Origin of the sequence: Spirosoma rhododendri (genome assembly GCF_012849055.1) — a bacterium.
Taxonomy (GTDB): domain Bacteria; phylum Bacteroidota; class Bacteroidia; order Cytophagales; family Spirosomataceae; genus Spirosoma; species Spirosoma rhododendri.
In genome coordinates, this window is the sequence record NZ_CP051677.1 from 2,774,069 (window position 1) to 2,800,000 (window position 25,932).

The window sequence follows — 25,932 nt, forward strand, 5'->3', positions numbered from 1 at the left end:
CAACTAATTTCGATGGAACGGCGTTCTACTTGTACCGTTTGGTACGTCAAAAACAGTGCCTTTCTAAGACTGCCAGCGGTTAGAATGCAAACAGTAATTTGGGTTTAATTGGCCCGATGACTGTGCACAAATAATAGTAGTCAACTCATTGATGGCCAAGCTAAAAACTACCTATTTCTGTCAGAATTGTGGGAACCAGACGCCTAAATGGCTGGGCCGTTGCCCGGCCTGTGGCGAGTGGAATACCATCGTTGAAGAAGTCGTTCAGAAAGACGAACCCGAAAAGGGGGGCTGGCGCAGTCCGTCGAGCGGGCCGGGTAACGTCCGAGTAGCCGCCAAGCCTAAACCGCTGCATGCCATCAACTACGAGGAGCAGCCGCGCATTGCCACTACCGACGCCGAACTGAACCGGGTGCTGGGGGGCGGTATCGTGGCTGGTTCGCTGGTGCTGATTGGTGGAGAGCCGGGCATCGGTAAGTCGACGCTGTTGTTGCAAATCGCGCTCAGCCTGGCCGGGATGCGGGTGCTGTACGTGTCGGGCGAAGAAAGCGAGCAGCAGATAAAAATGCGTGCCGAAAGACTCGACGCACCTACCAGCGACTGCCACGTGATGAGCGAAACCTCCACGCAGAACATCTTCCGTGTGGTCGAGCATTTTGAACCCGAAGTGCTGATTATCGACTCGATTCAGACCATGCAGTCGTCGCTGGTAGAGTCGGGGGCGGGGAGCGTGTCGCAGGTACGCGAGTGCACGTCGGAGTTTATGAAATACGCCAAAGAAAGTGGTGTTCCGGTGTTTATGATCGGCCACATCACGAAGGAAGGCTCGCTGGCAGGACCGAAAGTGCTGGAACACATGGTCGATACGGTGCTGACCTTCGAAGGCGACCGCCACACGACCTACCGGATTCTGCGTACGACGAAAAACCGTTTCGGCAGCACCGACGAACTGGGTATCTACGAAATGCTCGGTACGGGGTTGCGGCAGGTGACGAACCCTTCTGAGATTCTGATTTCGCAGCGCGACGAAGCCCTGAGTGGCGTCACGATTGGGTCGATGCTGGAGGGTAACCGCCCACTGATGATCGAAACGCAGGCGTTGGTCAGCGTCGCGACCTACGGTACACCGCAGCGTAGCAGCACCGGCTTCGATGCCAAGCGGCTGAACATGCTGCTTGCCGTATTGGAAAAGCGCGGTGGTTTTCGGCTGGGGCAGCAGGACGTATTTCTCAACATTGCCGGTGGCCTGCGCGTCGAAGATCCGGCGATTGATTTGGCCGTTTGCGCGGCCGTCGTGTCGAGTTACGAGGATATTGCCATCTCGCCGTCGGTTGCTTTTGCCGCTGAGATTGGGCTGGGTGGCGAAGTGAGGGCCGTTAGCCGGATCGAGTCGCGCATTGCCGAAGCGGAAAAGCTGGGCTTTAAAAAGATGTTCATCTCGCGATACAACCTGAAAGGGCTGGACGCGAAAGGCTTCAAAATTGACCTGCGCCCCGTATCGCGGCTCGACGAGGTGTTTCAGGGGGTGTTGATGTAGTGTATAGCCCAGACGTACAATCAACATTCCCATGAGAAGAATTTGTCATTCCGAGCGTGCGAGGAATCTTCGGATGAGGATGTTTATCTGCTCAGTGCGAAGATTCCTCGCACGCTCGGAATGACAAATTTCGTTTTTGGTAGTAGACTGTCAGATGCTACACCAATTCTTGATTGAATCCGGCGAATTCTTCGACGCCGGTGTCTTGCCAACGGCGCGAAGTGGCTGATTCCAGTACGGCTTCGCATACTTTCTGCGTTTCGAGTGCGTCGCGGAAGGTGGGGCGGCAGGGTTCGCCGGTGTCCAGGCTTTTGAAGAAGTCAGCGGCCTGGTGGATGAAGCTGTGCTCGTAGCCGATACCCAGTCCCGGCACCCACCACTTGTCCATGTAAGGTTGGTCGCCGTCGGTGACGTGAATCGACCGCCAGCCGCGCACAATGCCCTCGTCGCGGTGATCGAAGTATTCCAGCCGGTTCAGGTCGTGCAAATCCCAGCGGATCGACGCGTGTTCGCCGTTGATCTCGAAGGTATACAGCGCCTTGTGCCCCCGTGCGTATCGCGTCGACTCGAACAGGCCCAGCGACCCATTCTGGAAATGGCAGTGAAAAATACAGGCATCGTCGATCCCGACGGGCTGCACTTTACCGGTCAGCGCGTGCATCCGCTCTTTCACAAACGTTTCCGTGACGGCTGATACGTCGGTAATGGCCCCGTTGAGCCACATCGCCGTATCGATGCAGTGCGCCAGCAGATCGCCCGTAACGCCCGAACCGGCCGCGTCGACGTCCATGCGCCAGGTGCCGGTACCGCCCTGCGGGACGTCGGCGCTGATGGTCCAGTCCTGCAAAAAGTTGGCGCGGTAGTGAAAAATCCGGCCGAGCTTGCCCGATGTGATAAGCTGTTTCGCCAGCGTTACGGCCGGAATGCGCCGGTAGTTGTACCAGACCGTATTGGCGACGCCCGCTTTCTCCACCGCGTCGGCCATCTGCTGCGCTTCCGTAACGGTGCGGGCCAGCGGTTTTTCGCACAAAATCATCTTACCCGCTTTGGCCGCAGCAATGGCGATTTCGGCGTGGGAGTCGTTGGGCGTACAGATGTCGACGGCGTCGATGTCGTCGCGGGCGATGACGGCCCGCCAGTCGGTTTCGATGGATTCGTAGCCCCACTGATCGGCAAACGCCTGCACCTTTTCGGCGTTGCGTGAGCATACTGTCTTCAGCACGGGCGTATGCATCAGGTCGGGGAAGAAGTTAGGCACGCGGTTGTAGCCGTTGGAGTGCGTCCGGCCCATAAACCCGGTACCAATCAGGCCGATACGTATTTCTTTTTTGGAGGGCATAGTTTTTAGGGTTTGTGGAATTGTAGAGACGCGACCGCACCGGCGGCCCGGCCTTCGCGTCTCACCGCCGGATGGTTGCCGCGCCGGACGGTATTGCTGCCGCATCTAGGTTGACGCGGGCTGAGACGCGAAGGCCGGGACGCCGGACCGTTCTCGTCTCTACATTTGCCAACCGTGTTTTCTTCGCACGTCGATCATGGTGGCCAGGATGTCGTTCCAGGTTTGCTGGCTGGTCATTACGTTGTTGGGGAACATGCAGCCGTCCCAGCAAATGTGCTTAAACGCTTTGGTCAGTTGACCACTTTCGTCGCGCAGCCAGTAGCCCGCGTCGTGTACGACGTCGAGTTTGCCATTGGGGTCAAGGGCCTGACAGTGCCGCCCGGTTTTGTCGTGCGAACCGGAGCCGAACACCGTGCCGTCGTTCTGGGCGACGTGAAAATCGGTGGTCCAGGGGCGCAGGGCGTTGGTCAGGGTGCGTAGCGCGTCTTCAAGCGTAGCCCGGTCGTTCCAGTCAAAATTGGGGGGTAGAATACGGTCCTGCTCACGGTTGTAGCCCATCGTGTAGAGTAGTGTATGCGCCATGTCGGCCTGAAATCCCATGTTCGGCCGGTCAACGGATTCGAGCGTGTCGAGCATGGTTTTCCAGCTGTGCATACCGCCCCAACAGATTTCGCCCTCGGCCGCGAGCTGTTCGCCGTAGTCGGCGGCCACGTCACAGGCTTGCTGAAACGTCTCCACGATCTGCTTTTGATTGCCGGTCGGGTCGGAGTCCCAGTCGGTGGGGGAGGCCGACGAATCGATGCGGATGACGCCGTAGGGCCGGATACCGATTTCTTTCAGCTTCTGACCGATGTGGCAGGCTTTGCGCACCATCTCAATAAAATGGTCGCGCTTGTCTTTGCTGCCCATCGCCGAACCACCCCAGATCGGCGCGACCATCGACCCGATATTCAGATTGTATCTCGCGACTTTATCGGCCATCCGCTTGATCTCATCGTCCGACATATTGACGTCCATGTGCTCGAACAGCGCAATGTCGACACCGTCGAATTTTACGCCACCAACATCGGCCGCTGCGGTCATTTCGAGCATCGTATCGAACGGTACGACCGGCTCCGAGTCCGGCCCTTTGCCCACCACACCCGGCCACATGGCGTTGTGTAGTTTGGGGAAGTTATTTTCCATTGGGTTTAAGGTTTATGGTTTAATGTCTAAGGTTAGGGTGCTTGACAACAGAGAGTTACAACCTTAAACGTTAAACTTTAGACATTGAACTAGAGAATCATGTCTGGATTATTCGGGCCGAAGTGTTTGAGCATGACGATGGGGTCAGTGGTGGAGTGATTGGTAATTTGTACACCCTCCATCGCAGCTTTTTCGCTGACGAAGAACTCGTCATTGGTCAGTTGGCTATAGCGAATCATGGTCGGCGTTTCGATGTCCCACACGCCCATTTTGCCGTGGCCCTGCATCATAATCAGCCCGTAGGCCGCGCTGTCTCTGATCGTCACCGTTTGACCCGGCAGGACGGTCAGCTCTTTGGCACTGAACGCGTCGGACTTATAGCACACCCACACTTCGCGGTAGCCGTCGGCTTCCATCTGCGCTTCGTCGCGGACGGGTTTGGGGCGCATAAACCGGTTCGTCATCATCTGCGGGTCGGTGTTGAGGTCCCAGTCGATAGCTTCCATCAGTTGGTCGTAGTTGCCGATTTGATCTTTCGGGGTACCGTTCCAGAGCAGTTCTTCCGGGATAATCGCTTCGTTGACCAGCGACTGGTACATGGCAAACACGTCCGACGCTTTCTGCGGCTCATACGTGCACATGCTGCCGGGCGCGTGCAGCAAACCGGGCGGTACGTCCCAGCCCGTGCCCGGTTCGAGCCGGAATGCCGACGAGTAATTGGTGATCTTGTTGTCGCCCTTCGTGAAGTTTTGCAGGCAATCCTTAATCTGCTCTTTGGTGGTGCCGGGCGCGATGCCGATAAACGTGTACGGGAAGTCGCCACCGTGGTTGTTGACCTGTGGCGGGAAATAGTACGCTTCGGGTTTGCCCAACTGCCCGATTAGTGCCGCCTGCTCGTCGTTGTGGTGCAGGTGGTGGGGGAGGGGACCCATGTTATCAAAGAATTTAGAGTACATCGGCCAGCTTTGGTATTCGTTCCAGAGCCGGTCGCCGATGAGTTCGCCTTTCAATTCCTCGACGGCATCTTTCAGCAGAAACTGCGTTTCGTTGCCGTCTTCGTCGGTGCAGACAATGTGGCTCAGCCCTTCGTTTTCGCCGGTCAATGGTCCGTTCTTTGCGGGGGTAGTCGACGAGAACCAGCGTTCGTCGATGCCGCCCCGCTCGCCACCCAGCACGTAGTAATCGTCGGGGTGGAGTTTGATGCGCCGACCGGGGACGCAGAACGAACGCGGGACCCAGGTAGGGGTCAGGCGGAGGATGCCCTGCCCCTGTTCGAGGGCTTTCTGGGCAAGGCTCATCGTTGCAGTGGTTTCCATTAGGTTTGAGGTTTAAGGTCTTAGGTTTAAGGTTGTCCTCGGCAGCATCCTGCTGTCGAGGACAGTTTCGTCTATCCTCTTTCTTCTATAAGATGCTGAATCGCGGCTGCGTCGGTCAGGATTTCCAGTTCGAGTTCGTAGGTGCGGGTTTCGCCGGGTTGAAGGAAAATAAGCTCGTTCCGTTCACGGGCTTTTTGCTGACCAATGAGCCGATTAGTGGCTGGTTCGATACCCGTCACGTACTCGTTCTGTCCCCAGTGTTGCCAGTTGATTAGCCACGGCAACTGCGCTTTGTTGAACCGCAAGGCCATCGCCAACCCAAGTTTTTCGTTGTACAGACCCGCCGTACACAGGCCGTTAGCGTCGGGTGTGATGTCGATGTTGGCGACGGCCTCCCCGTTGCCGAGGTGATCGTCGAGGGGGGCGGGGCAGGTTTTGAAATCGTTGCCGTCGCGGAAAATTCGGTCGTTGATACCGCCTTCCCGCGCCTGCCAATCGCCCTGCCAGATGATCTTCGTGCCTTCATCGACCAGCGGCCAGCCGAAGTTGAAATGGTACAGCAGCATATGCGGCACGGCGGTGTTACCCCGGTTCGTAATCTCGTCGCGGAAGCGAATTGCGGGTCGGCCGAGTGTACTACTGATGGTTCGCTTCATCTCCAATCGCGGGCCGAAAATGGTTGTTTCGCGTACCCGACCGGTCAGGCTCATGTCCAGTTTGCCGGTCATTGGATCGGGCTGACTAATCGACTCCAACTCGGCGGGGAGGTTACTGATGCGGCCATGAATACCTCGTTCGCCAAACTCGTCTTTCTCCGGTCCGCCCACGTGCGAGAGTCCGCAGGTTATGAGCAAACCACCGCCGAACGTGCGGAGCCAGTCGACGCCTTTGTCGGAGAAGGGGGCGGGCGACGTGATGCCAGTGTCGCTCAGCCACGCCAGACTGTGCTGATTGTAAAAGGCGTCGTAGATATCCATTGCCCGGTCGAGTACGACCTTGTAGCGCAACCCCGCGCCGGTGTTGATCCACGCGATACGCACACCCCGCCCCGTGCCATTGTCGAGCACCGACGTTTCAATACCTCCGATCTGCGCCGGATTCGAGACTTTATTGGTCCAGGGAGTCAAGATAGGTTTAAGGTTTAAAGTTTAAGGTTTAACGTTGGTTGCCGGTAGTTGGTGATAACCTTAAACCTTGGCCATTAAACCTTGAACAGAAGTTACATTTGCTTCAGCATCAGGTCTTTGTACTGTACTTTCATGGGTGGGCCGACGTGAACTTGAACGCCGAGCAGGCCGTTGGCTTTGCGGTTGACGGTGTCGTCGTCGGTGACGTCGCTCATCAGTACGTCGTTGATGTAGTGCTGAAGCCGGTTGCCTTTGACGACGAGGTGAAACGTGTTCCAGTCGTTGGTTTTAATCAGAGTTTGCAACGAATCCGACTTGCCCAGCGACCCGACGACCTGCATTCCCGTCCAGGCATTGTTCTTCACCCGCGTTCGAATCGAGTCGGGGTTGGCGGGACCGGTATAGGGGGCGATTTCTGTTTTCTGCCCCCGGTACGCCAGCGTCGTGCGTTTGCGCTCCTCGTAGTTCTGTCCGGTGTAGCGGTTCTTGCCATCAATGTCGGCCTGATAGCCGCGTAGGGCGTAGGGCACGTCGGTGAGCTGATCGCTGCGGTAGTTGATACCGGAGTTGCCCGCTTCGGTGATTTTAAACTGGCCTGTTAGTTCAAAGTCGCCGGGTTTGCCGCCCTGCCAGATAATGAATGAGTTCGTTTTAAGTAGCTTTTCGGGCGTTATTTCGCCGGTCAGGCAGCCGTCTTCCACGCGCCAGTAAGTTTTGTCGCCATCCCAGCCGTTCAGCGTTTTGCCGTCGAAAATGGCGACGAAGCCGTCGTTGCTTTTTTTGCGCTGTGCGTGGCTGGCGGTAGCTGTACCGAGTATTAGCAGGGCTACTGCAATGATATATTTTGTTCGCATAGTGAGTTGAGGTGGGGTATTTTACTTGCCGCCAGCTTTGTAGACTTCGTTTTTCTGGTTGCCGCCTGATTTTAGATAGGCCATCAGGTCTTTCAGCTCGTCGCTGTTCAGGCTGTTGATCAGGCCAGGGAGCATGATCGATTCGGGCGAGTAACGCTTCGCCGTGACGTCTTTCTTCGGCACCTTCCGCGTCTGATCGGCGGCAAACGGATTCTGCGAAATGATGTAGTTCGCCTTGTCTTCGTTGACTAGTCGCCCCACGACCGACTGCCCGTTTTTCAGCACAAACACCGTCGACGCATACTGGTCCGAAACCGTTTTGCTGGGTTCGATGATGGCTTCCAGAATGTCTTTGTTCGAGAAGCGCGTGCCGAGCTGCGTCAGGTCGGGGCCGATGTCGCCACCGCTGCCCTGCATGGCGTGGCAGTGCCCGCACAGAATGGCCGAATAAATTTTCTGACCCGTCGCAAAATCAGGGTGGTGCGAACCGGTGTCGAGCATGGCAACGGCATTGTCGAGTGTCCAGCGACGACCGGGACCTTTGGGTGCGTAGCCGCTCATAACGATGTCGTTGCCCGAACTCGTCAGCAGATCGGCCCCGGACAGCTTGTCGTACTTCGCAAACTGCTCTTTTGGTACGTGCGCCAATGCCAGCTTCCGCGCCCGATCGATGAAGCCAACGTAGCTGCGGCCACCCTCGTATTTGAACGCGTTGCCGAACCACGTAAAGTACTTATCCCGTGAAGCCGGTGTCCAGTTCGACGCGTCGCGGCTGAGCATCACGGCGTAATAGGTTTGTTGCAGGGGCGGTACTTTGGCGAGCATCTTGGCGATATCCATGCCGTACTGTGGGTTCCGCAGAATGAGGTCCGACGATTCGGTGGACGGTGTCAGGCCGAGGCTGTTGCTGCCGGGCTCGTCTTTCTTGTCCATCAGCGCCAGCGTTTTCTCCACCACACCCGGCGCTTCCAGATAGATCAGCACTTTGCTCAGGCCCCGGTTGAGTAGGGCGGTTTTTGCAGGATATTTCGGACTTAGGTAGGCCGTGACTTTTGCTTTGTCAGCGGCATCGGGCGCACCCATCCGCAGGAAAACCAGCTCAAACGCTCGCGTCAGATCGAACTGCTGCGATTCGGATAGCTTGTCGTAGTTGATCGTCATCAGCGTGGCCAACGCCTTGCTTTTCAGGTCGGGGCTACCCTGCCGGGCCAGCGCGATAATGGCCTGTGTGGCCCGCTGCGGGTCGGTTTCAGCGAGGGCTTTCTCCTGCCATTGCGCAACGGGCTGGTGCTCTACGGCGATACGGGCAGCATAGCGGACGAAGCGGTCGGGGTGGTTGAGGTTCGGCCATGCAGCTGCTACAGCCGCCGGGTTCGGCCCTTTGTGATACTCCTCCAGATCGGTACGTAGCTTGTGCTCGGCGGTGAGTGTGGGCGTCTGCGGTGCGTTCGATTCATTGCCGTTGTAGTAGACCCGGTACAGGTCTGACTCCAGCCGACGACCGCCGGTCATGAAGTACAGCGCACCATCGGGACCAATGACGCCGTCTGTTACGGCAAGGGGTGTTCCTGAAATAAACTCCTCACGCTCGCCCTCATAGGTCGAGCCTTTGGGTTTGAGGTGAATGGCGTAGATGATACCGAAGCTCCAGTCGAAGGCGAACAGCGACTCGCGGTATTTCTTCGGAAACTTCGCCGTGCCGCCGTAGACGACGTTGGTCGGCGACCCCTGCCCGATGTTCAGCACAGGGGGCAAGTTATCGGGGTTGCCGGGTAGCCACTTGCTGTCGCCGGTACGCCAGCCAAACTCGGCCCCGCTCGGTACGTGGCAAATGCGCGTTGGGCGGTACCAGGGCAGGCCAAAGTCCCACTCCATGTCGGAGTCGTAGGTGAACATGTCGCCTGCTTCGTTGAACGCTACGTCGAAGGCGTTGCGGAAGCCCGCGCCCATCAACTCCCAGCGCTTCCCTTCCGGGTCGATCTGCGCCACCCAGCCGCCCGGTGCCATTCGATCGACGGCGTGGCCGCGCGGGTCTTTAATCAGCGGAAACAGGTTGTCTTCCTTCCAGTTCGACGGCAGCCGGTACGCGTCCATCGGCGGTACGTCGGTGTGGTTACCGCTGATGACGTAGAGCGATTTTTTGTCGGGGCCATCACGATGCTATGCGGGCCGTGTTCGCCCTCGCCCTTCAGTTCGCGAATCATCGTCACCTTGTCGAACTGATCGTCGCCGTCGGTATCCTGCAAGCGGTACAGTCCGCTGGGTTTCGGGAATTGCTTGCTGGGCCGGTTATTCACCATCACGTAGAGGCTGTTGAACGCATAAAGCAATCCCTGCGCGTAACCCATACCCACGCTCGTATCCTTACTCACCGCCAGCTTCTCGATTTCGGGCGCGGTCGATCCGGCACCGACAGCCGGTATTTTAAGCCGGTACAAACTACCGTACTGATCGGACACGATGAGTCGCCCTTTGTCGTCGAAGGTCATAGCTACCCACGACCCCTGCTTGTTTTCCGACGGGCTATAAATGTGTTCAGCCTTGAAACCGGGTTGCAGTTTGATCTTCTCGACCTTCGGATTTTCGGCCCCTTGCCGGTCCGTTTCTGGGTAGTGCAGGCTCACCCACGATGCGCCAAGTAGCACAAGGGCCGACACGAATACGCCAAGTTTTAGTACGTTGATTCGGGAATGCATAGACGGTTGTCCGGTTTTCGGTTTAGAGTATTCGGTTTATGGCCGGTCTTTGCGACGACCCCTGGAAACAGTGCAGTTGGTGGTTCAGGTAGAGACTGGTGCGACGATCTTTCGCGTCTCAGCGCACCATCCAGTGAAATGTCATCTGGCGCCAAGACACAACGGATTGCGTCTCTACAGTGCCATCTGGGGATGAAACGTGCGCGGTAAAATCAGGCCGGGGAGGCCATTACGGTAGGTAACAGCATAAGACAGATCGGCGTGATTTATAATTATATCGAGTTTAGAAATACGGGGATAAAGCCGCTTCAACGGCGGGCAGGCCGTAGTAATCATCCAGCACCGTAAAGGCGTTTGGCGGTGGAACGGCACCCTTCGGAAAGTAATAATCCTGCGGCCTGGCCTTCACATTTGCCCCGTACGCACCGATGATCTCTTTTACCCGACCCGTACGCGTCAGGTCGAACCAGCGCTTGTTTTCGAAGGCCAGTTCAACGCGCCGTTCTTTGAAAATCGCTTCGCGCATGGTGGCCTGCGAACTGGCGGTTGTTACAGCCAGCCCCGCCCGGCTGCGCACCTGATTGAGATAGGTAGCTGCTTCGCCCGTTTTGCCCTGTTCGTTCAGCGATTCGGCCATGAACAGCAGCACCTCGGCGTAGCGGTATACTGGCCAGTTTTGCCCCGTGATGTTTTGCAGCGCGTGCGTCCGGGCGTATTTTTTGATGTACGGATACGTCTTGTCGTCGCGCAGACTCTGGCTCAGCGTGACGGAGCCAATGGAAATGTCCTTGCGCTTGTCGCCTGATTCGTAAGCCGCAATCAGGTCGGGCGTCGGGATGTTGTTGCTTTCCTGTGAGGTTGGCTGGGTGTTACTCGTACCCGTGATCGGTTTCAGCTCGGCAGCCGTAATCGGCGACGGCATGAAGCGGTAAATCTGGTTGCCGTTGTAGCCGCCCGACCCTTCCATGTACTGCACCTCGAACACCGATTCCTGATTGTTCTTGTTCGAGCCAGTATACGAAAAGGCGTCGTTGTAGTCGGGCATCAGCGCGTACCCGTCGTTGGTTACGACCTCCCGAAGCAGCGTTTCGGCCTGCGCCCATTTTTTTTGCGTGATGTACAGGTTCGCCAGCAACGTTTTCGCGGCTCCCGACGTAGCCCGACCTGCTTCCTGCTTTGCTTTGTTCAGCAGCATCGAACTGGCGTCTTTCGCGTCCTTTTCGATCTGCGCGTACACCTCGTCGGTCGTTGCCAGCGGTAGCGCGGCATCTTCCCGACCCGTTGCGGGCGTCAGGTGGAGCGGTACTTTACCGAACAGCCGCACCAGATCGAAGTAGGCAAAGGCGCGTAGAAACTCCGCCTGCCCTTTGATGTTGTTTTTGGTATCGGCACTACTGAACGTTACCCCGTCGATCTGCGACAGCAGTTGATTCGTCCGGGCGATGATCTGGTAGTTGTACCGAAACGCCCAGAGTACGTTGTCGTTGGCCGTAACACCACCCGCTGTCGGAACGGCAAAGTCAGCCACGTTCTCCGTCGGGTCTACCGCGCCGTAGAGTACGTTCCGGGCGTAGTACGTATTGTCGGAATGCATTTCTTCGAGCACCCAGGCCCGTTCGTTATACTGCGCCCGCAGCGGTACGTAAGCCCCGTTGACGGCCTGCTGAAAGTCGGCTTCGGTCTTGTAGAAGGTTGCCGAGCTGAGGGCCGTTTCCGGCACAGTGGTCAGAAAATCGCTTTTGCAACCGACTATGGCCACGGCCAGCAATCCGGTTACGATATATCGTGTTTTCATGTTGAAGTCGGAATTGAATTGAAAAACAGCGTTGCGAACAGTTATCATACCTCACTCCAAGTGCTAGTTCGTTTACCCCCCAGCCCCCTGAAGGGGGAGCATTCCGCGAATGAGTTTCTCCCCCTTCAGGGGGCCGGGGGGCAAACGGACTAGCACTTAGCAGCTATGCTTTTGGATCGCGTCTCTACAAAAAATTAGAAATTCAGATTGACCCCCAGCGTGAACGTGCGCGGAACAGGGTAATTCGACAGGTCGACGCCTTGACTCAGGTTGCCGCCGTCGCCGTCGCCGGCGTTGTTGCCACTGGTTTCGGGGTTTGGCCCGCCCGTGTATTTCGTGAAGACGTACACCTGCTGCACCGATGCGTACGCCCGCGCCGACTTGAAAAAGCGGTTCATCGGTCCGAAGGTGTAGCCAACGGTGATGTTCTTGATGGTGAAATACGACGCGTTGGCCAGAAACTGACTGCTGTTCCAGTCGCGCTCGACGCCAGTAAAGTTGCCCCCGCCATTGGTGGCGCCGAACTGACCAGCCCCCGGCGTGATAACCGTACCATCGGGGCCCACGCGGAAGCGATCTTTCACACCCGCTACCAGGTTAAACACCCCATCGAGATTGGCCGTGCTGTAGAGGTGCCGCACCCAAAGCTGATTGCCCTGCGAACCCGACCCCACAATTGACGCGTCGAAATTGCCGTAGCGGAAGGTGTTGGTGATACCGTAAACGAACTTCGGAAACGGACTGCCGATGATGGCCCGGTCGTCGGCGTCGCCCCCGTAGGTGATAACCCCGTCGCCGTTGACGTCTTTAAACTTGATCGTACCTACGGCCGACCGGCCCGGAATGACGGGTGAATTGGCCAGGTCCTGCGCGTTCTGGTAGTACCCTTCTTTCACCATGCCATAAAACTGCCCGAAGGGTTGCCCGACCTGCGTGATGTGGAACGAGCCATAGACCCGGTCGATACCCGGCGCCAGCGCTTCGACCCGGTTGCGGTTAAACGAGATGTTGGCGTTGGTGGTCCATTGGAGTCGGCCCGTTGTGTTTTTGGTCGTCAGGGAAAATTCGTGGCCCCAGAACTTGATTTCGCCGATGTTGTCGCTGTAGTTCGTGAAGCCCGATTCCTGCGGAATCTGCACGGCATAGAGCAGGTTGGTGGTGCGCTTGGTGTAGAAGTCATACACAAACTGAATCCGGTCGTTGAGCAGGCCCAGGTCCAGCCCGATGTCGAATTGCCGGGTCGTTTCCCAGCCCAGATTCGGGTTGGCCAGCGACGTCGGTACCGCCCCTGACACGACGTTGCTGCCGAAAACCGCGTTGGTCGTATTGTCGACCAGGGCGTACTGCGTGTAGTTACCGATGTTGTTGTTGCCGATGATGCCGTAGCTGCTGCGGACTTTGGCGAATGAAATGGTCGGTATCGATTTCATGAAATTCTCGTCCGACAGCACCCAGCCCAGCGACGCCGATGGGAACGTACCCCAGCGGTTGTTGCTGCCAAACCGCGACGATCCATCGGTACGAATCGCAGCCGTGAACAGGTATTTGCCTTTGTAATTGTACGTCAGCCGCGACAGATAGGAGGTTAATGCCCAGTCGTTTACCCCACTCGTTGTTCCGGCGCGGTTGATATTCAAACCACCCTGAATCGTCGGGATCTGATCGTTGGCGTAAGTGTCGGCCTGAATCCGGGTAATGTCCTGCCGGAACCGCTGATTCGTAAAACCGGCCAGCAGTTCGAAGTTATGGTCGTTAAAACTCTTTGAATACGTCGCCAAGTTTTCGTTCAGCCACGACACGTTTTCGATGCTCTGCCGGATCGAAACGGCCGTCGTTGGAATCGGTACGTTGATGGCGTTGGTCGCCGTTGAGGGGTTGAAAAAGAAGAACTTCGAGTTCAGGTATTCGATGTTGATAGTCGATTTGAGCGTTAGCCCGGCGATGGGGCGGTAGGTGATGTAGGCGTTGCTGAGCAGGTTGGTGTTGCGCGTTTCATTGGTCAGTTCGTTGGCCGCCCGTACCCAGTTGGGGTAATCAAAAATATTGCCCGTACTGCCCGGAAAGCGATTGAACTTAGTCAGGTCGCCGTTGGCATCACGGATCGGCATGACGGGCCACGTGTGCAGGGCGTTGAACAGAATCCCCGTGCCCCGGTCGCCGTCGGTGCGGGGCGTATTGTCGAACACGTAGGAGGGAGCCACATTGAACCCCACGGCTACCCGGTCGGTCAGGTTGTAGTTCGAGTTCATCCGCAGCGAGTAGCGCTTGTACTTGTTGTTGATCACCACGCCCTCCTGATTGAAAATCCCCGCTACCAGCGACGTGCTCGACCGTTCGCGGTTCGAGGACACCGTCAGGTTGTAACTCTGAATCGGTGCAACCCGCAGCAGGGCACCATACCAGTCGTTGTTTTTGCCTTCGTACTGCGACGGGTCCTGAAATTCGGTCGGTACCGCCTGCCCCTGATCCTGATAGTACTCTTTCTTGAACTGGGCAAACTCCACGGCGTTGAGCATCTTCACCCGGCCCCGCTGCGGTACCTGCTGCACGCCCGCAAACGCGTTGAAGCTGATGGTTGTCTGGCCAACCTTTCCTTTCTTGGTCGTAATCAGCACCACCCCGTTGGCGGCCCGCGACCCATAGAGTGAAGTCGACGCGGCATCTTTCAAAATCGAAATATCGTCGATCTCATCGGGGTTGAGCTGAGCAATGGTGCCGGTAATCGGAAAGCCATCGACCACGTACAGCGGGTCGCTGCCGGCCGATACAGACACCTGCCCCCGGATGCGGATATTGATGCCCTGTCCCGGCTTGCCTGTCGTCTGATTGATCTGCACCCCCGCCAGCCGGCCCTGTAATTTCTGGCCGATCTGTGAAACGGGCAGGTCTTTGATTTCCTGCGCACTAACGTTCTGCACCGCCCCCGTAATTTCCTTCTTCAACTGACTGCCATACCCGACGACCACGACTTCATTCAGCGTTTGGTCGCCCGCCCCCAACGACACGTTCAGCACCTTGTTCGTCCCGACGGGTACTTCCTTGGTTTCGTACCCCACGAAGCTGAACACCAGTACCGACTGTGGCCCCGGTACGGCCAGTTTAAAACTACCCTGCTCATCGGTAGTCGTACCTTTCTGCGAACCTTTCACGACGACCGTCACGCCCGGTAGGCCATTGTTGTTTTCGTCCACAACCCGCCCCGACACCTCTTCATCAACGGGCGCAGTCTTCGCAACAGACATTGGTTTGGGGCGACCTGAATGGATAGCGAGTGACGGAACCCGGACGGCTGAATTCTGCCGGTCGGGGAGCCAATCATAGGGTCTGGCCAGCGTTAAAAGAGGAACGGAGCCTGCCAGCAGCGTAAACGCTGCCAGCGGATAGAGCTTGTTCATGAGGGTCTGGTTTAAGAGTTAGGTGCCCAAAGATTACGGCCCTAACCCGCAGAACTTACCCCCACTTGCCTACTTTTATAATTATTTGGTTATTGAATTTGGTAATTTTCAGAATATGGGAAAGATAGAATATTAAAATAGTTCAAAAAGTATGCATATGAAAAAGCCGCTTACTAGAGTGGAAGCGGACTGTCACAGACTGTCTACAATAAATTATATTATTTCCATAACTGACGTAGCCCTCCCGACTTGCCTACTAGCGGATCCGTAGTGGGTAGGGGCAGGGCGGCAATCGTCTGATCGGCTTTGGGTCGTTCGCCGGGTTGCCCGCGTAACACGTCGAACGTTCGCCCGTCCGGGTAAGCGCCCACTACTCCGAAGTCAGTTGAAGAACCAAGGTTCTGATGCCCCACGCCCGCCGGAATTATGATAACGTCGCCTGCCTGTATCGTCATGGTCTTGCCTTGTTTACCACCCAACTGCACCGTTGCCGATCCACTATATACGCCCAGCACTTCGTGCGAAATGCTGTGGTAGTGCAGGTAGGAAAAAATGCCGTTACGCCATGAGTTCGTCCAGTTGTTGTCGGCGAACCGCTGCTCCAGCCACGACGCTCCCGCCGTACCCCGCGTCGGAAAGGCGTTGCGATAGAGCAGCAGCGGGTAGCGGCTGTTCGGAATCTGCCCGTCGTCGGCAAACAAGTACGATTCGGGTGTAGGGCTATCAGTATCCATATCAGGTAAGGCGAAAAGCGGCAGGCTGCTCAGCAGGAATTCGGCGCGGGTCATAGGCGGATAAATCGGTTGGGTATGCTGTCATATTCGTCGCTTGACTGTAGTTAACCCTGTAACCTGCGAAATGGATTAGTATATCCGGAGTATAGATAAGTCCGGGGGTAAATTTTGCTCCAGATTTGCTACCGGATTCACCAAGACCACAACGCTAGTATGTCAACGATCAAACAAGTAGAATTGGGTAGTCAGGGGTTGGTCGTACCAACCATTGGTTTGGGTTGCATGGGAATGACACCGATGGGTGGTGCCGATATTTATGGGAAAGCCGATGAAACGGAAGCTATCGCGACCATCCACCGGTCGCTGGAGCTAGGGGGTAATTTCCTCGACACCGCCGATCTGTACGGGCCTTACCTCAACGAACAGCTGATTGCAAAGGCTGTTAAAGGCAATCGCGATCAATACCGTATCGCGACCAAGTTTGGCTGGGAAATCAACGACGCGGGCACCATCACGTACCAGATCAAGGCGGATAAGGCGTACGTGGCTAAATCGGTTGAACGCTCGCTGAAAAACCTGGGAACAGACTATATCGATCTGTATTACCTGCACCGGCTCGACAAGAACGTACCAATCGAAGAAACCGTCGACGCCATGGCCGGGTTAGTCAAAGCGGGTAAGGTTGGCTACATTGGGCTATCGGAAGTGTCGTCGGCAACCATTCGCCGGGCGCACGCTGTGCATCCGATCACTGCTGTTCAAACCGAGTATTCGCTATTCGAGCGGTCTGTCGAAGAAGCGGGTATCAGCGCAACCCTGGCCGAACTGGGTATTAGTCTGGTGGCGTACTCCCCGCTCGGACGCGGCTTTATCTCCGGGCAATTCAAGTCGCCGGATGATTTTCCAGCGGATGATTTCCGGCGCGCTCTTCCCAAGTATCAGGGCGAACAGTTCCAGAAAAACCTGGATTTGCTGCACGAGATTCAGGCGATGGCTCAGGAAAAGCAGATCACGGCAACGCAGTTGGCACTGGCCTGGACGATAGCCAAGGGGGCCGTCCCGATCCCCGGTACGAAAAAGGTGAAGTACGTCGAAGAAAACATCGCGTCGACGGCCATTGACTTATCCGAAGCTGAGTTGGCTCGTTTAGAAAGTATCATCCCGCTGGGTACCATTACGGGTGATCGGTATAACGAAATAATGATGCAGACAATCGATTAAGCAGCAGCAAGCCGCGCTGGTTGCTTAGTCACAATCAACCTCAACGTATGAAAGCAACGTCACCCCATACTATTGAGTCTGTTTCGGCCATGCACCGGCATATGGGTGTGAAAGGGCCGAGTCACCCAATGATCAGTGTAGTGGACCTGTCGACTGTCAAGTGTGATACTGACCGAGTCGATCAATCTCTAGTGTACGAGTTCTACACGATTGCCATCAAAAAGAACGTTGAGGGCAAGGTAAGATACGGGCAACAGTACTACGATTTTGATGAGGGATTGATGTCGTTCGTAGCTCCCCACCAGCTTGTCCGCGTCGATAAAGACACCCCTGTCAGGATGGACGGTTTGATGCTGATGGTCCATCCTGACTTTTTTCGGACGTATTCACTCGCCCACCGTATCAAGGAGTACGGATTCTTTGACTACGCCGTGCACGAGGCTCTGCACCTGTCTGAATCGGAGGAAGCGACAGTCACGCAGCTGCTGCACACCATCAGGCAGGAAAGTCAGGCTACGCTCGACGCATTCACGCATGACTTGCTGGTATCGACTATCGACCTGCTGCTGACGTATTGCAACCGGTTTTATCACCGTCAGTTTATCACCCGGCAGTTGGCTAGTCACGACGTACTTAGCCGGTTGGAAGCTGTTCTGGATGATTACTTCAACAGCGACCAGCTGATCGAGTCGGGGCTGCCGAGCGTGGAGTCTGTGGCTAACCAACTGAATCTGTCGCCCAATTACCTCAGCGATATGTTACGGGCGCATACGGGGCAATCGACCCAGCAGCACATTCACGCCAAATTGATCGACAAAGCCAAGCAGGCCCTGTCTACGACGACGATGCCAGTCAGTGAAATTGCGTACCGGCTAGGCTTTGCGTACCCGCAGTCGTTTACTAAACTATTCAAGCGAAAGACAACGATGTCGCCCCTGACCTACCGCCAGTCGTTCAACTGACGGTAGGTCAGGGCAGCGGCTACGGCTTACTTTTTTGGGCCGGATCGATGAAGTTCAGGTCTGTCTCGGCGTCGTCTTTCTTGTACAGGGGCGTCAGGTAAACCGTCATGAACAGCTCTACCGTCGGGAATACGTATGCGTTTATCAGGTGCCCGCCTTCAACCCGCCCGTCGGGGTGCCCGACAGCCATGTGGGCGTGAACGGTTGGTTTGCCATCGTGTACGGCAATATCACCCAGCAGCGATACCAGTTCGACCGGTCCCTCAATTGGATTGAGCCGGTACTGTTTCTTCGCCGGATCAAACCAGGCGGTTGTTGCCCGTTGAAACGCGCCAATCGCGGAAAAATGCGCCGACTGCACCTTATTCTGATTGGCAAAATCAGTTAGGCCAGACAGTACTTCGTCGCCTTTGGCGAAAATGAGCACGTAGGTCTTCGTGCCGTTGACATCACTAAGCAGGCGGGATTGAAGCCCCGGCGCCTTGCCCGTTTCGACCGGTTTTGATGGCGATTGGTACTCGATTGGCTTTATGGGCATCCTATTTTGGGCCTGCGTAGCTGGAGCAGTCAGGGCAAGAATACTGCCTGATACAGCGGCAAAGGCAAGGCCGCTCAAACGTTGGTAAATCGTCATCGACAGGAGGTTATAGAACTGCCTGAATAACCTGGTCTCCGTGCTCACTGTTTGAGGTTCAGAACAGCCGCAGAAGCAAAACGGGATTGCCTCGATGAAGCAATCCCGTTTCTTAATGTTGTCGCCTTATCGTCCCAGACAGCATCCTGCTGTCTAGCCGTAGGCTAATTTGTAATCGGCTAGTTAGCCGCTGTTGCGGCTCCGACAGCAGGATGCTGTCTGGGACAGTCGTGCTGCTCAGAGCAACTACGAACCACAAACCACAAATAATGTATTACAAGCCGCCCCGCATGTCATCGTCGTCAGCGGCTGGGTCTGGCTCGGTACCGTCGTTGTTTCCCAGCGAATCGCCGTTGCCGTAGTTATCGATATCTGGCTCCATATTCGGGCTACCCGATGCGGCTCCCGACCCGTCGGCCATTTCCTCCTCGTCAGTTGGGGTCGTCGGCATTGTCTGCGCGTCGCCCGACAGATCGGTAGGGTTATACGTTTCGTCCATCATCTGCCCATCGACGGGTGTTTGAGCGGGTCCACCTGTTTCCGGTTGATACGTCTGATTCTGCTGACTCAGCATCGCATCCTGATTTTCACTGTTCATCGTAACGTCGAGAAAAAAGTTAATTGATAAAAGGCAGTCTAGCCGCGGGTAAACACTTCCCACAGCCGGTTGTACAACTTGTGCGAATAGTTGGCAATGTCGGTGTGCGACGCGTGAACCTGAAATGGCACAAACGAGACTGCTGCGCCGGGTAATGGCTCGATCTTTACCGTCCGACCGGTTGTCCAGCGACCCGCCAGCCGACGTACTGATCCGGTCAACCGCAGACCTGCATCGGGTAAATCAACTGAGCAGGATTCAGGATACTGTGCAACGGCCAGTTGCTGGGAGAAATCCTGCAACCGACTGGCATCGAACCAGGAAAGGGTAGGGACACTGAATGAGCGATTGGCCCGGCCAGTGCGGTACAACAAACCGATGGAAAGCAGCAACGGCCCGGCCGATCGGCGGCTGGAAACCTGTACGTCGAGAACTTCAAGTGGAGCGGTCTCCGAAGCAGTGGTAACTTCTAAAGTCATGCGTCGATGAAAATGGAACAGCTAGTTAGGTAGCAAACAGTCTGTTAACAAGAAAAACTGTCTGACCGGGCTCGCAAATGAGCGTTTGGTACCTTTCCTAACCAGCTGTTCCAGTCGTGTGTTTACACGTAGATCATCTTTCGCGTCATACCGCCATCAACAGTGAAGTTCTGGCCCGTGATAAAACTGTTTTCGGGTGAAATCAGAAACAGAATCATCCGGGCAATGTCGTCAGCTGTGCCAACCCGCCCGGCCGGGTGTTGCGCGTGGTCTTCAGGCGTCAGGTCATCGGGCTTTGCTTTTGCTTTTTTCAACGCAGACACGTCGATCCAGCCGGGGCTGATGCAGTTGACCCGTATCGATGGGCCCAGGCTAACTGCCAGTGAGTGCGTCAGCGACAGTATTGCGCCTTTGGAGGCCGAGTAAGCAAATGTGTCGGGCTCCGACTGAAAAGCCCGCGTCGAACACATATTGATAATGCAGCCTTTCTGGGCGGCAAGGGCGGGAGCGCAGTGCTTGGCGCAAAGAAACGTACCCGTGAGATTGGTGCCGATAACCCGGTTCCATTCGTCCATCGTCAGCTTATCGATCGACTTGCGGGTCATCTGGGCGGCATTGTTAATCAGCACGTCGATATGCCCGAAGTGACTGACTGTCTGGTCGACGGCTTTCTTGACATTACCCTCGTGCGATACGTCGCAGGAAACAAACAGGAGCTGGGCCGATGAGGCTTTGAAGGCGTCGCGCATCTCAGCCAGTGCTTCGGTATCGGCCTCCCAGACCGCCACCCGGTAACCATGCGTCAATAAATACTGTGTCGTCACACGGCCGATACCCTGGCCTCCTCCGGTAATGATAGCTGTTTTCATAGATGTGTTGGGTAAGCGTAAAAGGCAAACTACGTCCGTTCGTAACACTAACCGGCACCGGTCGGTTATGAAACCATCAGCTTTTAGGAACGACCCCGGTCGGTTACCTATAGGCAAGAGACGTAAAACTGGTAACGTCATTTCGCCGAAAGTCGTATGTATCATGGGCGAACGGTGTACCCATACGTAATTGATTACAGCATGCTTCAGATTGCCTTTTCGCTAGTATACCGGCTCCGACTACCCGAAGGTCACCGGTTCCCAATGCTTAAATATGAACTGATATACGAGCAGCTTCTCTACGAAGGCACCTGCACCGACGATAACTTTTTCGCGCCCTCGCCGGTCGATGACCACTGGGTGCTGGGCGTACACACCGCCAACTACGTACAACAGCTTAAAACGCTGACCGTACCGGCCGAGATGGTGCGCCGAATCGGCTTCCCGCTAACACCCGAGCTGATCGACCGTGAATGGATCATCACGCAGGGGACCATCGACTGCACCCAGATTGCCAAGCGGGACGGTGTTGCGATGAACGTAGCCGGAGGAACACACCATGCGTTCCCCGACCGGGGTGAAGGGTTCTGTATGCTGAACGACGTGGGCGTAGCAGCACACTACTTGCTCGAAACGGGGCAGGTCCGGCAAATCTTGGTGATTGATCTGGACGTACATCAGGGCAACGGAACGGCGGTCATGTTCCAGCACGAACCGCGCGTTTTCACGTTCAGCGTTCACGGCAAAGACAACTACCCGCTCCGCAAAGAACAGTCTGACCTCGACGTCGAACTCCCCACCGGCACCGCCGACGAATTGTATCTCAACACACTTTACGATACGCTCCCCAGACTAATCGACCGAGTCCAGCCCGACTTCCTGTTCTACGTATCGGGTGTCGACATTCTGGCGTCCGACCGGCTGGGTAAAATGGCTGTCAGCCGGGAGGGGTGCCTACAACGCGACCGCTTCGTGTTCGAGCAAGCTATCCAGCGCAACCTCCCGATCACCGTATCGATGGGGGGCGGCTACTCACCCCGCTTAACTGACATCGTCGAAGCCCACTGCAACACGTTTCGGCTGGCGAGTGGGCTGTATTTTTAGGAATGTGTGGTTTCCCTCACCCCCGGCCCCTCTCCCAAAACGGGAGAGGGGGGCAGAACTTCCAATGTTTCCCCCCTCTCCTGTTTGGGAGAGGGGCCGGGGGTGAGGGCAAAGGCAGTAAAAATGCCGCAGCCCACACACCGACGACTTCCGAATAAAAAAGAACCCCTCTCCCGTTTTGGGAGAGGGGCAGGGATGGTCGGCCGCAGCCGTGAGGGCCGCAGCCGTAAACCGTACACTGAATACAGAATACCGTAAACCGCTACACCGTATGCACCCAGCCAAACGTATCCTCTACCTGACCGGTACGGATCGCGTTCATCTGATCGCGTAGTTTAACCGCTACCGAATCGGTAGGGCCATATTCGGGCAGCATATAGTCTTTGCCGTTGTAGCCGATCAGCGCGTAAGGCGACGCACCAACCGCCGTTCCGGCACCGAAGGCTTCCGTCAGACGACCGCTTTCAATGCCCGTAAGCACCTCGTCGATCGATACCAGCCGCTCCTCGACTTCGATACCCATACTGCGGGCAATCTGAAGCAGCGAATCACGGGTAACGCCTTTCAGAATCGAATCCGACGTAGCGGGCGTCACCAGCTTACCGTCGATCACGAACATGATGTTCATCGTGCCCGATTCCTCGATGTATTTGTGCTCGCGGGCGTCGGTCCAGATCAGTTGGTCGTAGCCCTGCTGTTGTGCCAGAAGGGTCGGATACATCGATCCGGCGTAGTTACCAGCGCACTTCGCGAAGCCGACGCCACCGGGGGCCGAGCGGATGTATTCCGTCTCGATTTTCAGCTTTGGTGGTTTCGAGTAATACGCACCGACCGGGCAGGTGAAAATGCAGAACCGGTACGTTTTCGACGGCGCGACGCCCAGATACGTATCGGTCGCAAACATGTACGGACGAACGTACAGCGAGCTTTCCGGCGACGACGGTACCCAGTCGGCGTCGACGCGCAGCAGCGCTTCCAGACCGCCCATGAATACGTCTTCCGTCAGCGTGGCCATGCACATCCGCTTGGCCGACTCGTTCATCCGTTTGAAGTTTTCGTACGGACGGAACAGGCGCACTTCACCCGCTTCGTTTTTAAACGCTTTCATGCCTTCAAAAATCGACTGACCGTAATGCAGCGACGATAGGGCCGGACTCAGCGTAAAGTTGTCGAACGGCACAATCATTTGACTTGTCCATTCGCCGTCAATAAAGTCCGCCACGAACATATGGTCGGAGAAGTGTTTTCCGAAAGGCAGATTGTTGAAATCGACCTCCTGAATGCGGGAGCGTTCCGCTTTCCGCAACTCAATTTGCAAGACGTCCGTCGTCATAATCAGGGTGTTGGTTAATGCGCCGAGCTGGTATAAGCGGGGCTCGGCAAAGCTAAAAAAATAGCGGGACTAAGTTTAGTTGTTAAGACAACTTTCTTTTTTACGTTAAACTCTTGGCTTCCATTCAATCTCGTCAGCTGCCAGCGCCTGCGCCATCGACCGGCCCAGGACGAAAAAATAATCTGACAATCGGTTGAGGTACTGAATCACCAGTGGGTCAACCGTCTCCTGCGCGTTCAGCGCGATAACGATCCGCTCAGTCCGGCGGCAGACTGTCCGAGCCAGATGACAAAACGATACCGACTGATGTCCGCCTGGTAGCACGAACGCGCGTAGTTCCGGTAACTCAGCATCCATAGCATCCATGCTTTCTTCCAGTCGCACCACATCCGACTCAACAATGGCAGGTAGCGCTTTCTTTACTGACTTGTCGGGGTCCGTTGCCAGTTCGGCACCGATCGTAAACAGCCGGTCCTGAATCTCTGCCAGTTCGGCAATTCGTGTAGTATTGACGGGCTGGTCGCGCAGCAATCCCACCCAGGCGTTCAACTCATCGACCGTACCATAGGCGTCAATCCGTAATTCCGCCTTACTCACCCGCCGACCACCAATCAGAGCTGTTTGGCCAGTATCCCCCGTTTTTGTGTAAATCTTCATGAATCGTTAAACCCTCTGTTGCAACAAAAAGCTAAGCTAACGGAATTCGCCCGTTCAGGCCGTACCTTTGCCACCTGATTTAAAAACGTATGCAGTAACGAGTGCAGGTATGACAGCTAACCGCATGTTCAGACGTTCACTCTTTCGATTATTTACATGACCTCTGGTACCTTATTCATTCGCGCCTGGCGCATAGTAGCCATACTTGGTTTCCTGGTGTCGCTATTCAGTAGCTATATATCTTACCCGGAAGAAGTAGCCGTTCGGTTCGATGACACCAACCGGGCTATTCAGTACATCAATCGCGAAACGCTGTTTTACGTCTCAATCGCAATTTTTCTGATTAGCCTGATGAGTTTGCGGGCATTGGGGCGGATGTTTCCCCGCGTACCCTCCGACAGTCTGCCCATACCGAATCAGGCGGAGTGGGCTGCGCATCGCCCTCAGCTAAACACGGTGTTCATCAATTGGTTTTACGCGCTCACAGCCGCTATCACGACAATACTGGCTCTGGGGCTGTTCGTGCTGTCCCTGCTTAATCAGTCGGCTCGTACCGTTCGCTTTATCGATTACGGTGGTCTGCTGCCTGTCTGCACCGCCATTATCATCATCGTACTGGCGGCCTTACCGATCCGTTTATTCATGAAACCGTCGGCCGATGAATGACCTGCCCGAAATCCGGCTGGATCAGATACAGTACAATCTACCCGACGACCGGATTGCCCGCTTCCCATTGCCCCAGCGCGACGCGTCGAAATTACTGGTTTATAAAAACGGCCAGATTGAGCACGCGACTTTTACGGACTTACCCAATCAGCTCCCCGCTGACAGTTACCTGGTGTTCAACAACACGCGGGTCATTCCTGCGCGGCTGCATTTTACACGAGCAACGGGGGCGCTTATTGAGCTTTTTCTGCTAAATCCCGTCGACCCTGAGACAGACGCGATTCCGCCGATTAGTCAGGCAATGGAGGCAACGGGCAGCGTAATATGGCAAGTGATGATCGGTAACCGCAAGCGCTGGAAACCAAACGAAACGCTGGAGACCCGTCTGCCAACGCCACAGGGCGAGGTAGTCCTCCGCGCCGACTGGTTCGATCCTGAGCAATCACTGATTCGATTCAGCTGGGAGCCTGCCGACCGGGCGTTTGCGCAGCTCATCGACTACGCCGGGCAGATTCCGTTACCTCCGTACCTCAACCGTGAAGCCACTGACACCGACCGCGACACGTATCAGACGGTTTATTCGGAAAAAGACGGGGCCGTAGCAGCTCCAACCGCCGGCCTGCATTTCACCCCCGCTGTGTTCGACGCGCTGGCACAACGCAGAATCGGCCATGACTACTTGACGCTGCATGTGGGTGCCGGGACGTTTCAGCCAATCAAAACCGACGATGTCCGGCAGCATTTTATGCATACCGAACAGATCGTTTACACTAAGGACAATCTGCAAAACCTGCTCGGCCAAATCGGGCATATCATTCCCGTCGGTACTACCTCTATGCGGGCGCTGGAAAGTCTATACTGGATGGGCGTGAAAGCGATGCGTCAGGACGCGAATCCGTTCACGCTGGATCAGCACTACGCCTACCGACTACCCGCCGATCAGCAGCCGTCACCTAACGAGGCCCTACAGGCTGTGCTCAACTACATGACCATCCACGAACTGGAGACTGTAACGGCGCACACCAGCATTTACATCACGCCCGGCTATCAGCTTCGGCTCTGCCGCGGAATCATAACAAATTTCCATCAGCCCGGCTCAACGCTGATCCTGTTGATTGCCGCGCTTATCGGCGACGACTGGCAGCGCGTTTACCAGACAGCCTTGCAGCAGGACTACCGCTTCCTGAGTTACGGCGACTCATCGTTGCTTTTACCGTAAAGCCTTACTTTTGCGGGTACATAGTTTGAGAGCTACAGCGTGAAAGAGCGGTTTAAAACCTCTTTCACGCTGTAGCTTTCCCGTTCTTTCGCTCTTTATACTTTTTATGAATTTCATCGAAGAACTCCGCTGGCGCGGTATGTTGCAGGACATGACGCCCGGCACCGAAGAACAACTTCAAAAGCAGATGACTGCCGGTTACATCGGTTTCG

General features: G+C 55.8%; 21 protein-coding genes and 1 pseudogene (1 of these 22 running past the window's edge). 7 read left to right on the forward strand and 15 right to left on the reverse strand.

Annotated features, from left to right (window positions below):
• Positions 1-151 precede the first annotated feature (151 nt).
• Positions 152-1,537 (forward strand): DNA repair protein RadA, encoded by a 1,386-nt coding sequence (radA, locus tag HH216_RS11515; RefSeq protein WP_169550952.1) that lies wholly within the window; start codon positions 152-154, stop codon positions 1,535-1,537.
• 157 nt (positions 1,538-1,694) lie between these two features.
• Here the strand turns inward: radA and HH216_RS11520 are convergent, their stop codons facing one another.
• The 9 genes and pseudogenes from HH216_RS11520 to HH216_RS11560 all read right to left on the reverse strand — a co-directional run bounded on the left by HH216_RS11520 (position 1,695) and on the right by HH216_RS11560 (position 16,032).
• Positions 1,695-2,876, reverse strand: coding sequence for a Gfo/Idh/MocA family protein (locus HH216_RS11520; RefSeq protein WP_169550953.1), 1,182 nt, complete (start codon positions 2,874-2,876; stop codon positions 1,695-1,697).
• Positions 2,877-3,035: 159 nt separating this feature from the next.
• Positions 3,036-4,061 (reverse strand): sugar phosphate isomerase/epimerase family protein, encoded by a 1,026-nt coding sequence (locus tag HH216_RS11525; RefSeq protein WP_169550954.1) that lies wholly within the window; start codon positions 4,059-4,061, stop codon positions 3,036-3,038.
• A gap of 89 nt (positions 4,062-4,150) precedes the next feature.
• Positions 4,151-5,377 carry a class I mannose-6-phosphate isomerase gene (locus HH216_RS11530; RefSeq protein ID WP_169550955.1) on the reverse strand — a complete coding sequence of 409 codons (1,227 nt, stop codon included), beginning with the start codon at positions 5,375-5,377 and terminating at the stop codon, positions 4,151-4,153.
• 71 nt (positions 5,378-5,448) lie between these two features.
• On the reverse strand, positions 5,449-6,504 hold the full coding sequence (locus HH216_RS11535) for an aldose 1-epimerase family protein (RefSeq protein ID WP_169550956.1): 1,056 nt from the start codon (positions 6,502-6,504) through the stop codon (positions 5,449-5,451).
• A gap of 92 nt (positions 6,505-6,596) precedes the next feature.
• Entirely contained in the window at positions 6,597-7,358 is a 762-nt protein-coding gene (locus tag HH216_RS11540; RefSeq protein ID WP_169550957.1) for a 3-keto-disaccharide hydrolase, read from the reverse strand.
• A gap of 21 nt (positions 7,359-7,379) precedes the next feature.
• Positions 7,380-10,054 (reverse strand): annotated as a pseudogene (locus tag HH216_RS11545) (c-type cytochrome).
• Between the two features lie 283 nt (positions 10,055-10,337).
• Positions 10,338-11,849: a RagB/SusD family nutrient uptake outer membrane protein gene (locus HH216_RS11550; RefSeq protein WP_169550958.1), complete on the reverse strand. Its 1,512-nt coding sequence runs from the start codon at positions 11,847-11,849 to the stop codon at positions 10,338-10,340.
• 194 nt (positions 11,850-12,043) lie between these two features.
• A complete protein-coding gene (locus HH216_RS11555) occupies positions 12,044-15,091 on the reverse strand; it encodes a SusC/RagA family TonB-linked outer membrane protein (protein WP_408641789.1) in 3,048 nt (1,015 codons plus the stop codon).
• Between the two features lie 371 nt (positions 15,092-15,462).
• Positions 15,463-16,032 (reverse strand): cupin domain-containing protein, encoded by a 570-nt coding sequence (locus tag HH216_RS11560; protein WP_254448792.1) that lies wholly within the window; start codon positions 16,030-16,032, stop codon positions 15,463-15,465.
• A gap of 159 nt (positions 16,033-16,191) precedes the next feature.
• Between HH216_RS11560 and HH216_RS11565 the strand changes: the two genes are divergently transcribed.
• Together HH216_RS11565 and HH216_RS11570 are read left to right on the forward strand one after the other, a co-directional pair.
• Positions 16,192-17,199 (forward strand): aldo/keto reductase, encoded by a 1,008-nt coding sequence (locus tag HH216_RS11565; protein ID WP_169550960.1) that lies wholly within the window; start codon positions 16,192-16,194, stop codon positions 17,197-17,199.
• Between the two features lie 47 nt (positions 17,200-17,246).
• On the forward strand, positions 17,247-18,161 hold the full coding sequence (locus HH216_RS11570) for a helix-turn-helix domain-containing protein (protein WP_169550961.1): 915 nt from the start codon (positions 17,247-17,249) through the stop codon (positions 18,159-18,161).
• 19 nt (positions 18,162-18,180) lie between these two features.
• On the opposite strand, the gene HH216_RS11575 is transcribed toward HH216_RS11570, so the two are convergent.
• The 4 genes from HH216_RS11575 to HH216_RS11590 form a co-directional block, all read right to left on the reverse strand.
• Positions 18,181-18,795 (reverse strand): PPC domain-containing DNA-binding protein, encoded by a 615-nt coding sequence (locus HH216_RS11575; RefSeq protein WP_217371906.1) that lies wholly within the window; start codon positions 18,793-18,795, stop codon positions 18,181-18,183.
• 274 nt (positions 18,796-19,069) lie between these two features.
• Positions 19,070-19,393: a hypothetical protein gene (locus tag HH216_RS11580; RefSeq protein WP_169550962.1), complete on the reverse strand. Its 324-nt coding sequence runs from the start codon at positions 19,391-19,393 to the stop codon at positions 19,070-19,072.
• A gap of 38 nt (positions 19,394-19,431) precedes the next feature.
• Positions 19,432-19,872 (reverse strand): hypothetical protein, encoded by a 441-nt coding sequence (locus HH216_RS11585; RefSeq protein WP_169550963.1) that lies wholly within the window; start codon positions 19,870-19,872, stop codon positions 19,432-19,434.
• Between the two features lie 122 nt (positions 19,873-19,994).
• Positions 19,995-20,741 (reverse strand): SDR family oxidoreductase, encoded by a 747-nt coding sequence (locus HH216_RS11590; protein WP_169550964.1) that lies wholly within the window; start codon positions 20,739-20,741, stop codon positions 19,995-19,997.
• A 201-nt stretch (positions 20,742-20,942) separates the two neighbouring features.
• Between HH216_RS11590 and HH216_RS11595 the strand changes: the two genes are divergently transcribed.
• Positions 20,943-21,845: a histone deacetylase family protein gene (locus HH216_RS11595; protein ID WP_169550965.1), complete on the forward strand. Its 903-nt coding sequence runs from the start codon at positions 20,943-20,945 to the stop codon at positions 21,843-21,845.
• 262 nt (positions 21,846-22,107) lie between these two features.
• Here HH216_RS11595 and HH216_RS11600 read toward each other — a convergent pair whose 3' ends face one another.
• Positions 22,108-23,178, reverse strand: a complete 1,071-nt coding sequence (locus tag HH216_RS11600; RefSeq protein WP_169550966.1) for a branched-chain amino acid aminotransferase — start codon at positions 23,176-23,178, stop codon at positions 22,108-22,110.
• A gap of 105 nt (positions 23,179-23,283) precedes the next feature.
• Complete coding sequence (locus HH216_RS11605) at positions 23,284-23,835, reverse strand: cob(I)yrinic acid a,c-diamide adenosyltransferase (protein ID WP_169550967.1); 552 nt, start codon at positions 23,833-23,835, stop codon at positions 23,284-23,286.
• A gap of 156 nt (positions 23,836-23,991) precedes the next feature.
• Between HH216_RS11605 and HH216_RS11610 the strand changes: the two genes are divergently transcribed.
• From HH216_RS11610 to tyrS, 3 genes are all read left to right on the forward strand, one after another.
• On the forward strand, positions 23,992-24,501 hold the full coding sequence (locus HH216_RS11610; protein WP_169550968.1) for a hypothetical protein: 510 nt from the start codon (positions 23,992-23,994) through the stop codon (positions 24,499-24,501).
• On the forward strand, positions 24,494-25,720 hold the full coding sequence (locus HH216_RS11615; protein WP_169550969.1) for an S-adenosylmethionine:tRNA ribosyltransferase-isomerase: 1,227 nt from the start codon (positions 24,494-24,496) through the stop codon (positions 25,718-25,720). Before HH216_RS11610 ends, HH216_RS11615 begins: the two co-directional genes overlap by 8 nt.
• A gap of 106 nt (positions 25,721-25,826) precedes the next feature.
• Positions 25,827-25,932 carry the start of a tyrosine--tRNA ligase gene (gene tyrS, locus HH216_RS11620; protein ID WP_169550970.1) on the forward strand. It continues 1,181 nt past the right edge of the window, so the window shows 106 of its 1,287 coding nt (coding positions 1-106); it begins with the start codon at positions 25,827-25,829; its stop codon lies beyond the right edge, outside the window.

Bases quoted from the DNA above. Each gene is read 5' to 3' on its own strand.
- radA (WP_169550952.1), top strand. From the start codon at position 152: ATGGCCAAGCTAAAAACTACCTATTTCTGTCAGAATTGTGGGAACCAG.
- HH216_RS11520 (WP_169550953.1), bottom strand. From the start codon at position 2,876: ATGCCCTCCAAAAAAGAAATACGTATCGGCCTGATTGGTACCGGGTTT.
- HH216_RS11525 (WP_169550954.1), bottom strand. From the start codon at position 4,061: ATGGAAAATAACTTCCCCAAACTACACAACGCCATGTGGCCGGGTGTG.
- HH216_RS11530 (WP_169550955.1), bottom strand. From the start codon at position 5,377: ATGGAAACCACTGCAACGATGAGCCTTGCCCAGAAAGCCCTCGAACAG.
- HH216_RS11540 (WP_169550957.1), bottom strand. From the start codon at position 7,358: ATGCGAACAAAATATATCATTGCAGTAGCCCTGCTAATACTCGGTACA.
- HH216_RS11550 (WP_169550958.1), bottom strand. From the start codon at position 11,849: ATGAAAACACGATATATCGTAACCGGATTGCTGGCCGTGGCCATAGTC.
- HH216_RS11555 (WP_408641789.1), bottom strand. From the start codon at position 15,091: ATGTCTGTTGCGAAGACTGCGCCCGTTGATGAAGAGGTGTCGGGGCGG.
- HH216_RS11560 (WP_254448792.1), bottom strand. From the start codon at position 16,032: ATGACCCGCGCCGAATTCCTGCTGAGCAGCCTGCCGCTTTTCGCCTTA.
- HH216_RS11565 (WP_169550960.1), top strand. From the start codon at position 16,192: ATGTCAACGATCAAACAAGTAGAATTGGGTAGTCAGGGGTTGGTCGTA.
- HH216_RS11570 (WP_169550961.1), top strand. From the start codon at position 17,247: ATGAAAGCAACGTCACCCCATACTATTGAGTCTGTTTCGGCCATGCAC.
- HH216_RS11575 (WP_217371906.1), bottom strand. From the start codon at position 18,795: ATGACGATTTACCAACGTTTGAGCGGCCTTGCCTTTGCCGCTGTATCA.
- HH216_RS11580 (WP_169550962.1), bottom strand. From the start codon at position 19,393: ATGAACAGTGAAAATCAGGATGCGATGCTGAGTCAGCAGAATCAGACG.
- HH216_RS11585 (WP_169550963.1), bottom strand. From the start codon at position 19,872: ATGACTTTAGAAGTTACCACTGCTTCGGAGACCGCTCCACTTGAAGTT.
- HH216_RS11590 (WP_169550964.1), bottom strand. From the start codon at position 20,741: ATGAAAACAGCTATCATTACCGGAGGAGGCCAGGGTATCGGCCGTGTG.
- HH216_RS11595 (WP_169550965.1), top strand. From the start codon at position 20,943: ATGCTTCAGATTGCCTTTTCGCTAGTATACCGGCTCCGACTACCCGAA.
- HH216_RS11600 (WP_169550966.1), bottom strand. From the start codon at position 23,178: ATGACGACGGACGTCTTGCAAATTGAGTTGCGGAAAGCGGAACGCTCC.
- HH216_RS11605 (WP_169550967.1), bottom strand. From the start codon at position 23,835: ATGAAGATTTACACAAAAACGGGGGATACTGGCCAAACAGCTCTGATT.
- HH216_RS11610 (WP_169550968.1), top strand. From the start codon at position 23,992: ATGACCTCTGGTACCTTATTCATTCGCGCCTGGCGCATAGTAGCCATA.
- HH216_RS11615 (WP_169550969.1), top strand. From the start codon at position 24,494: ATGAATGACCTGCCCGAAATCCGGCTGGATCAGATACAGTACAATCTA.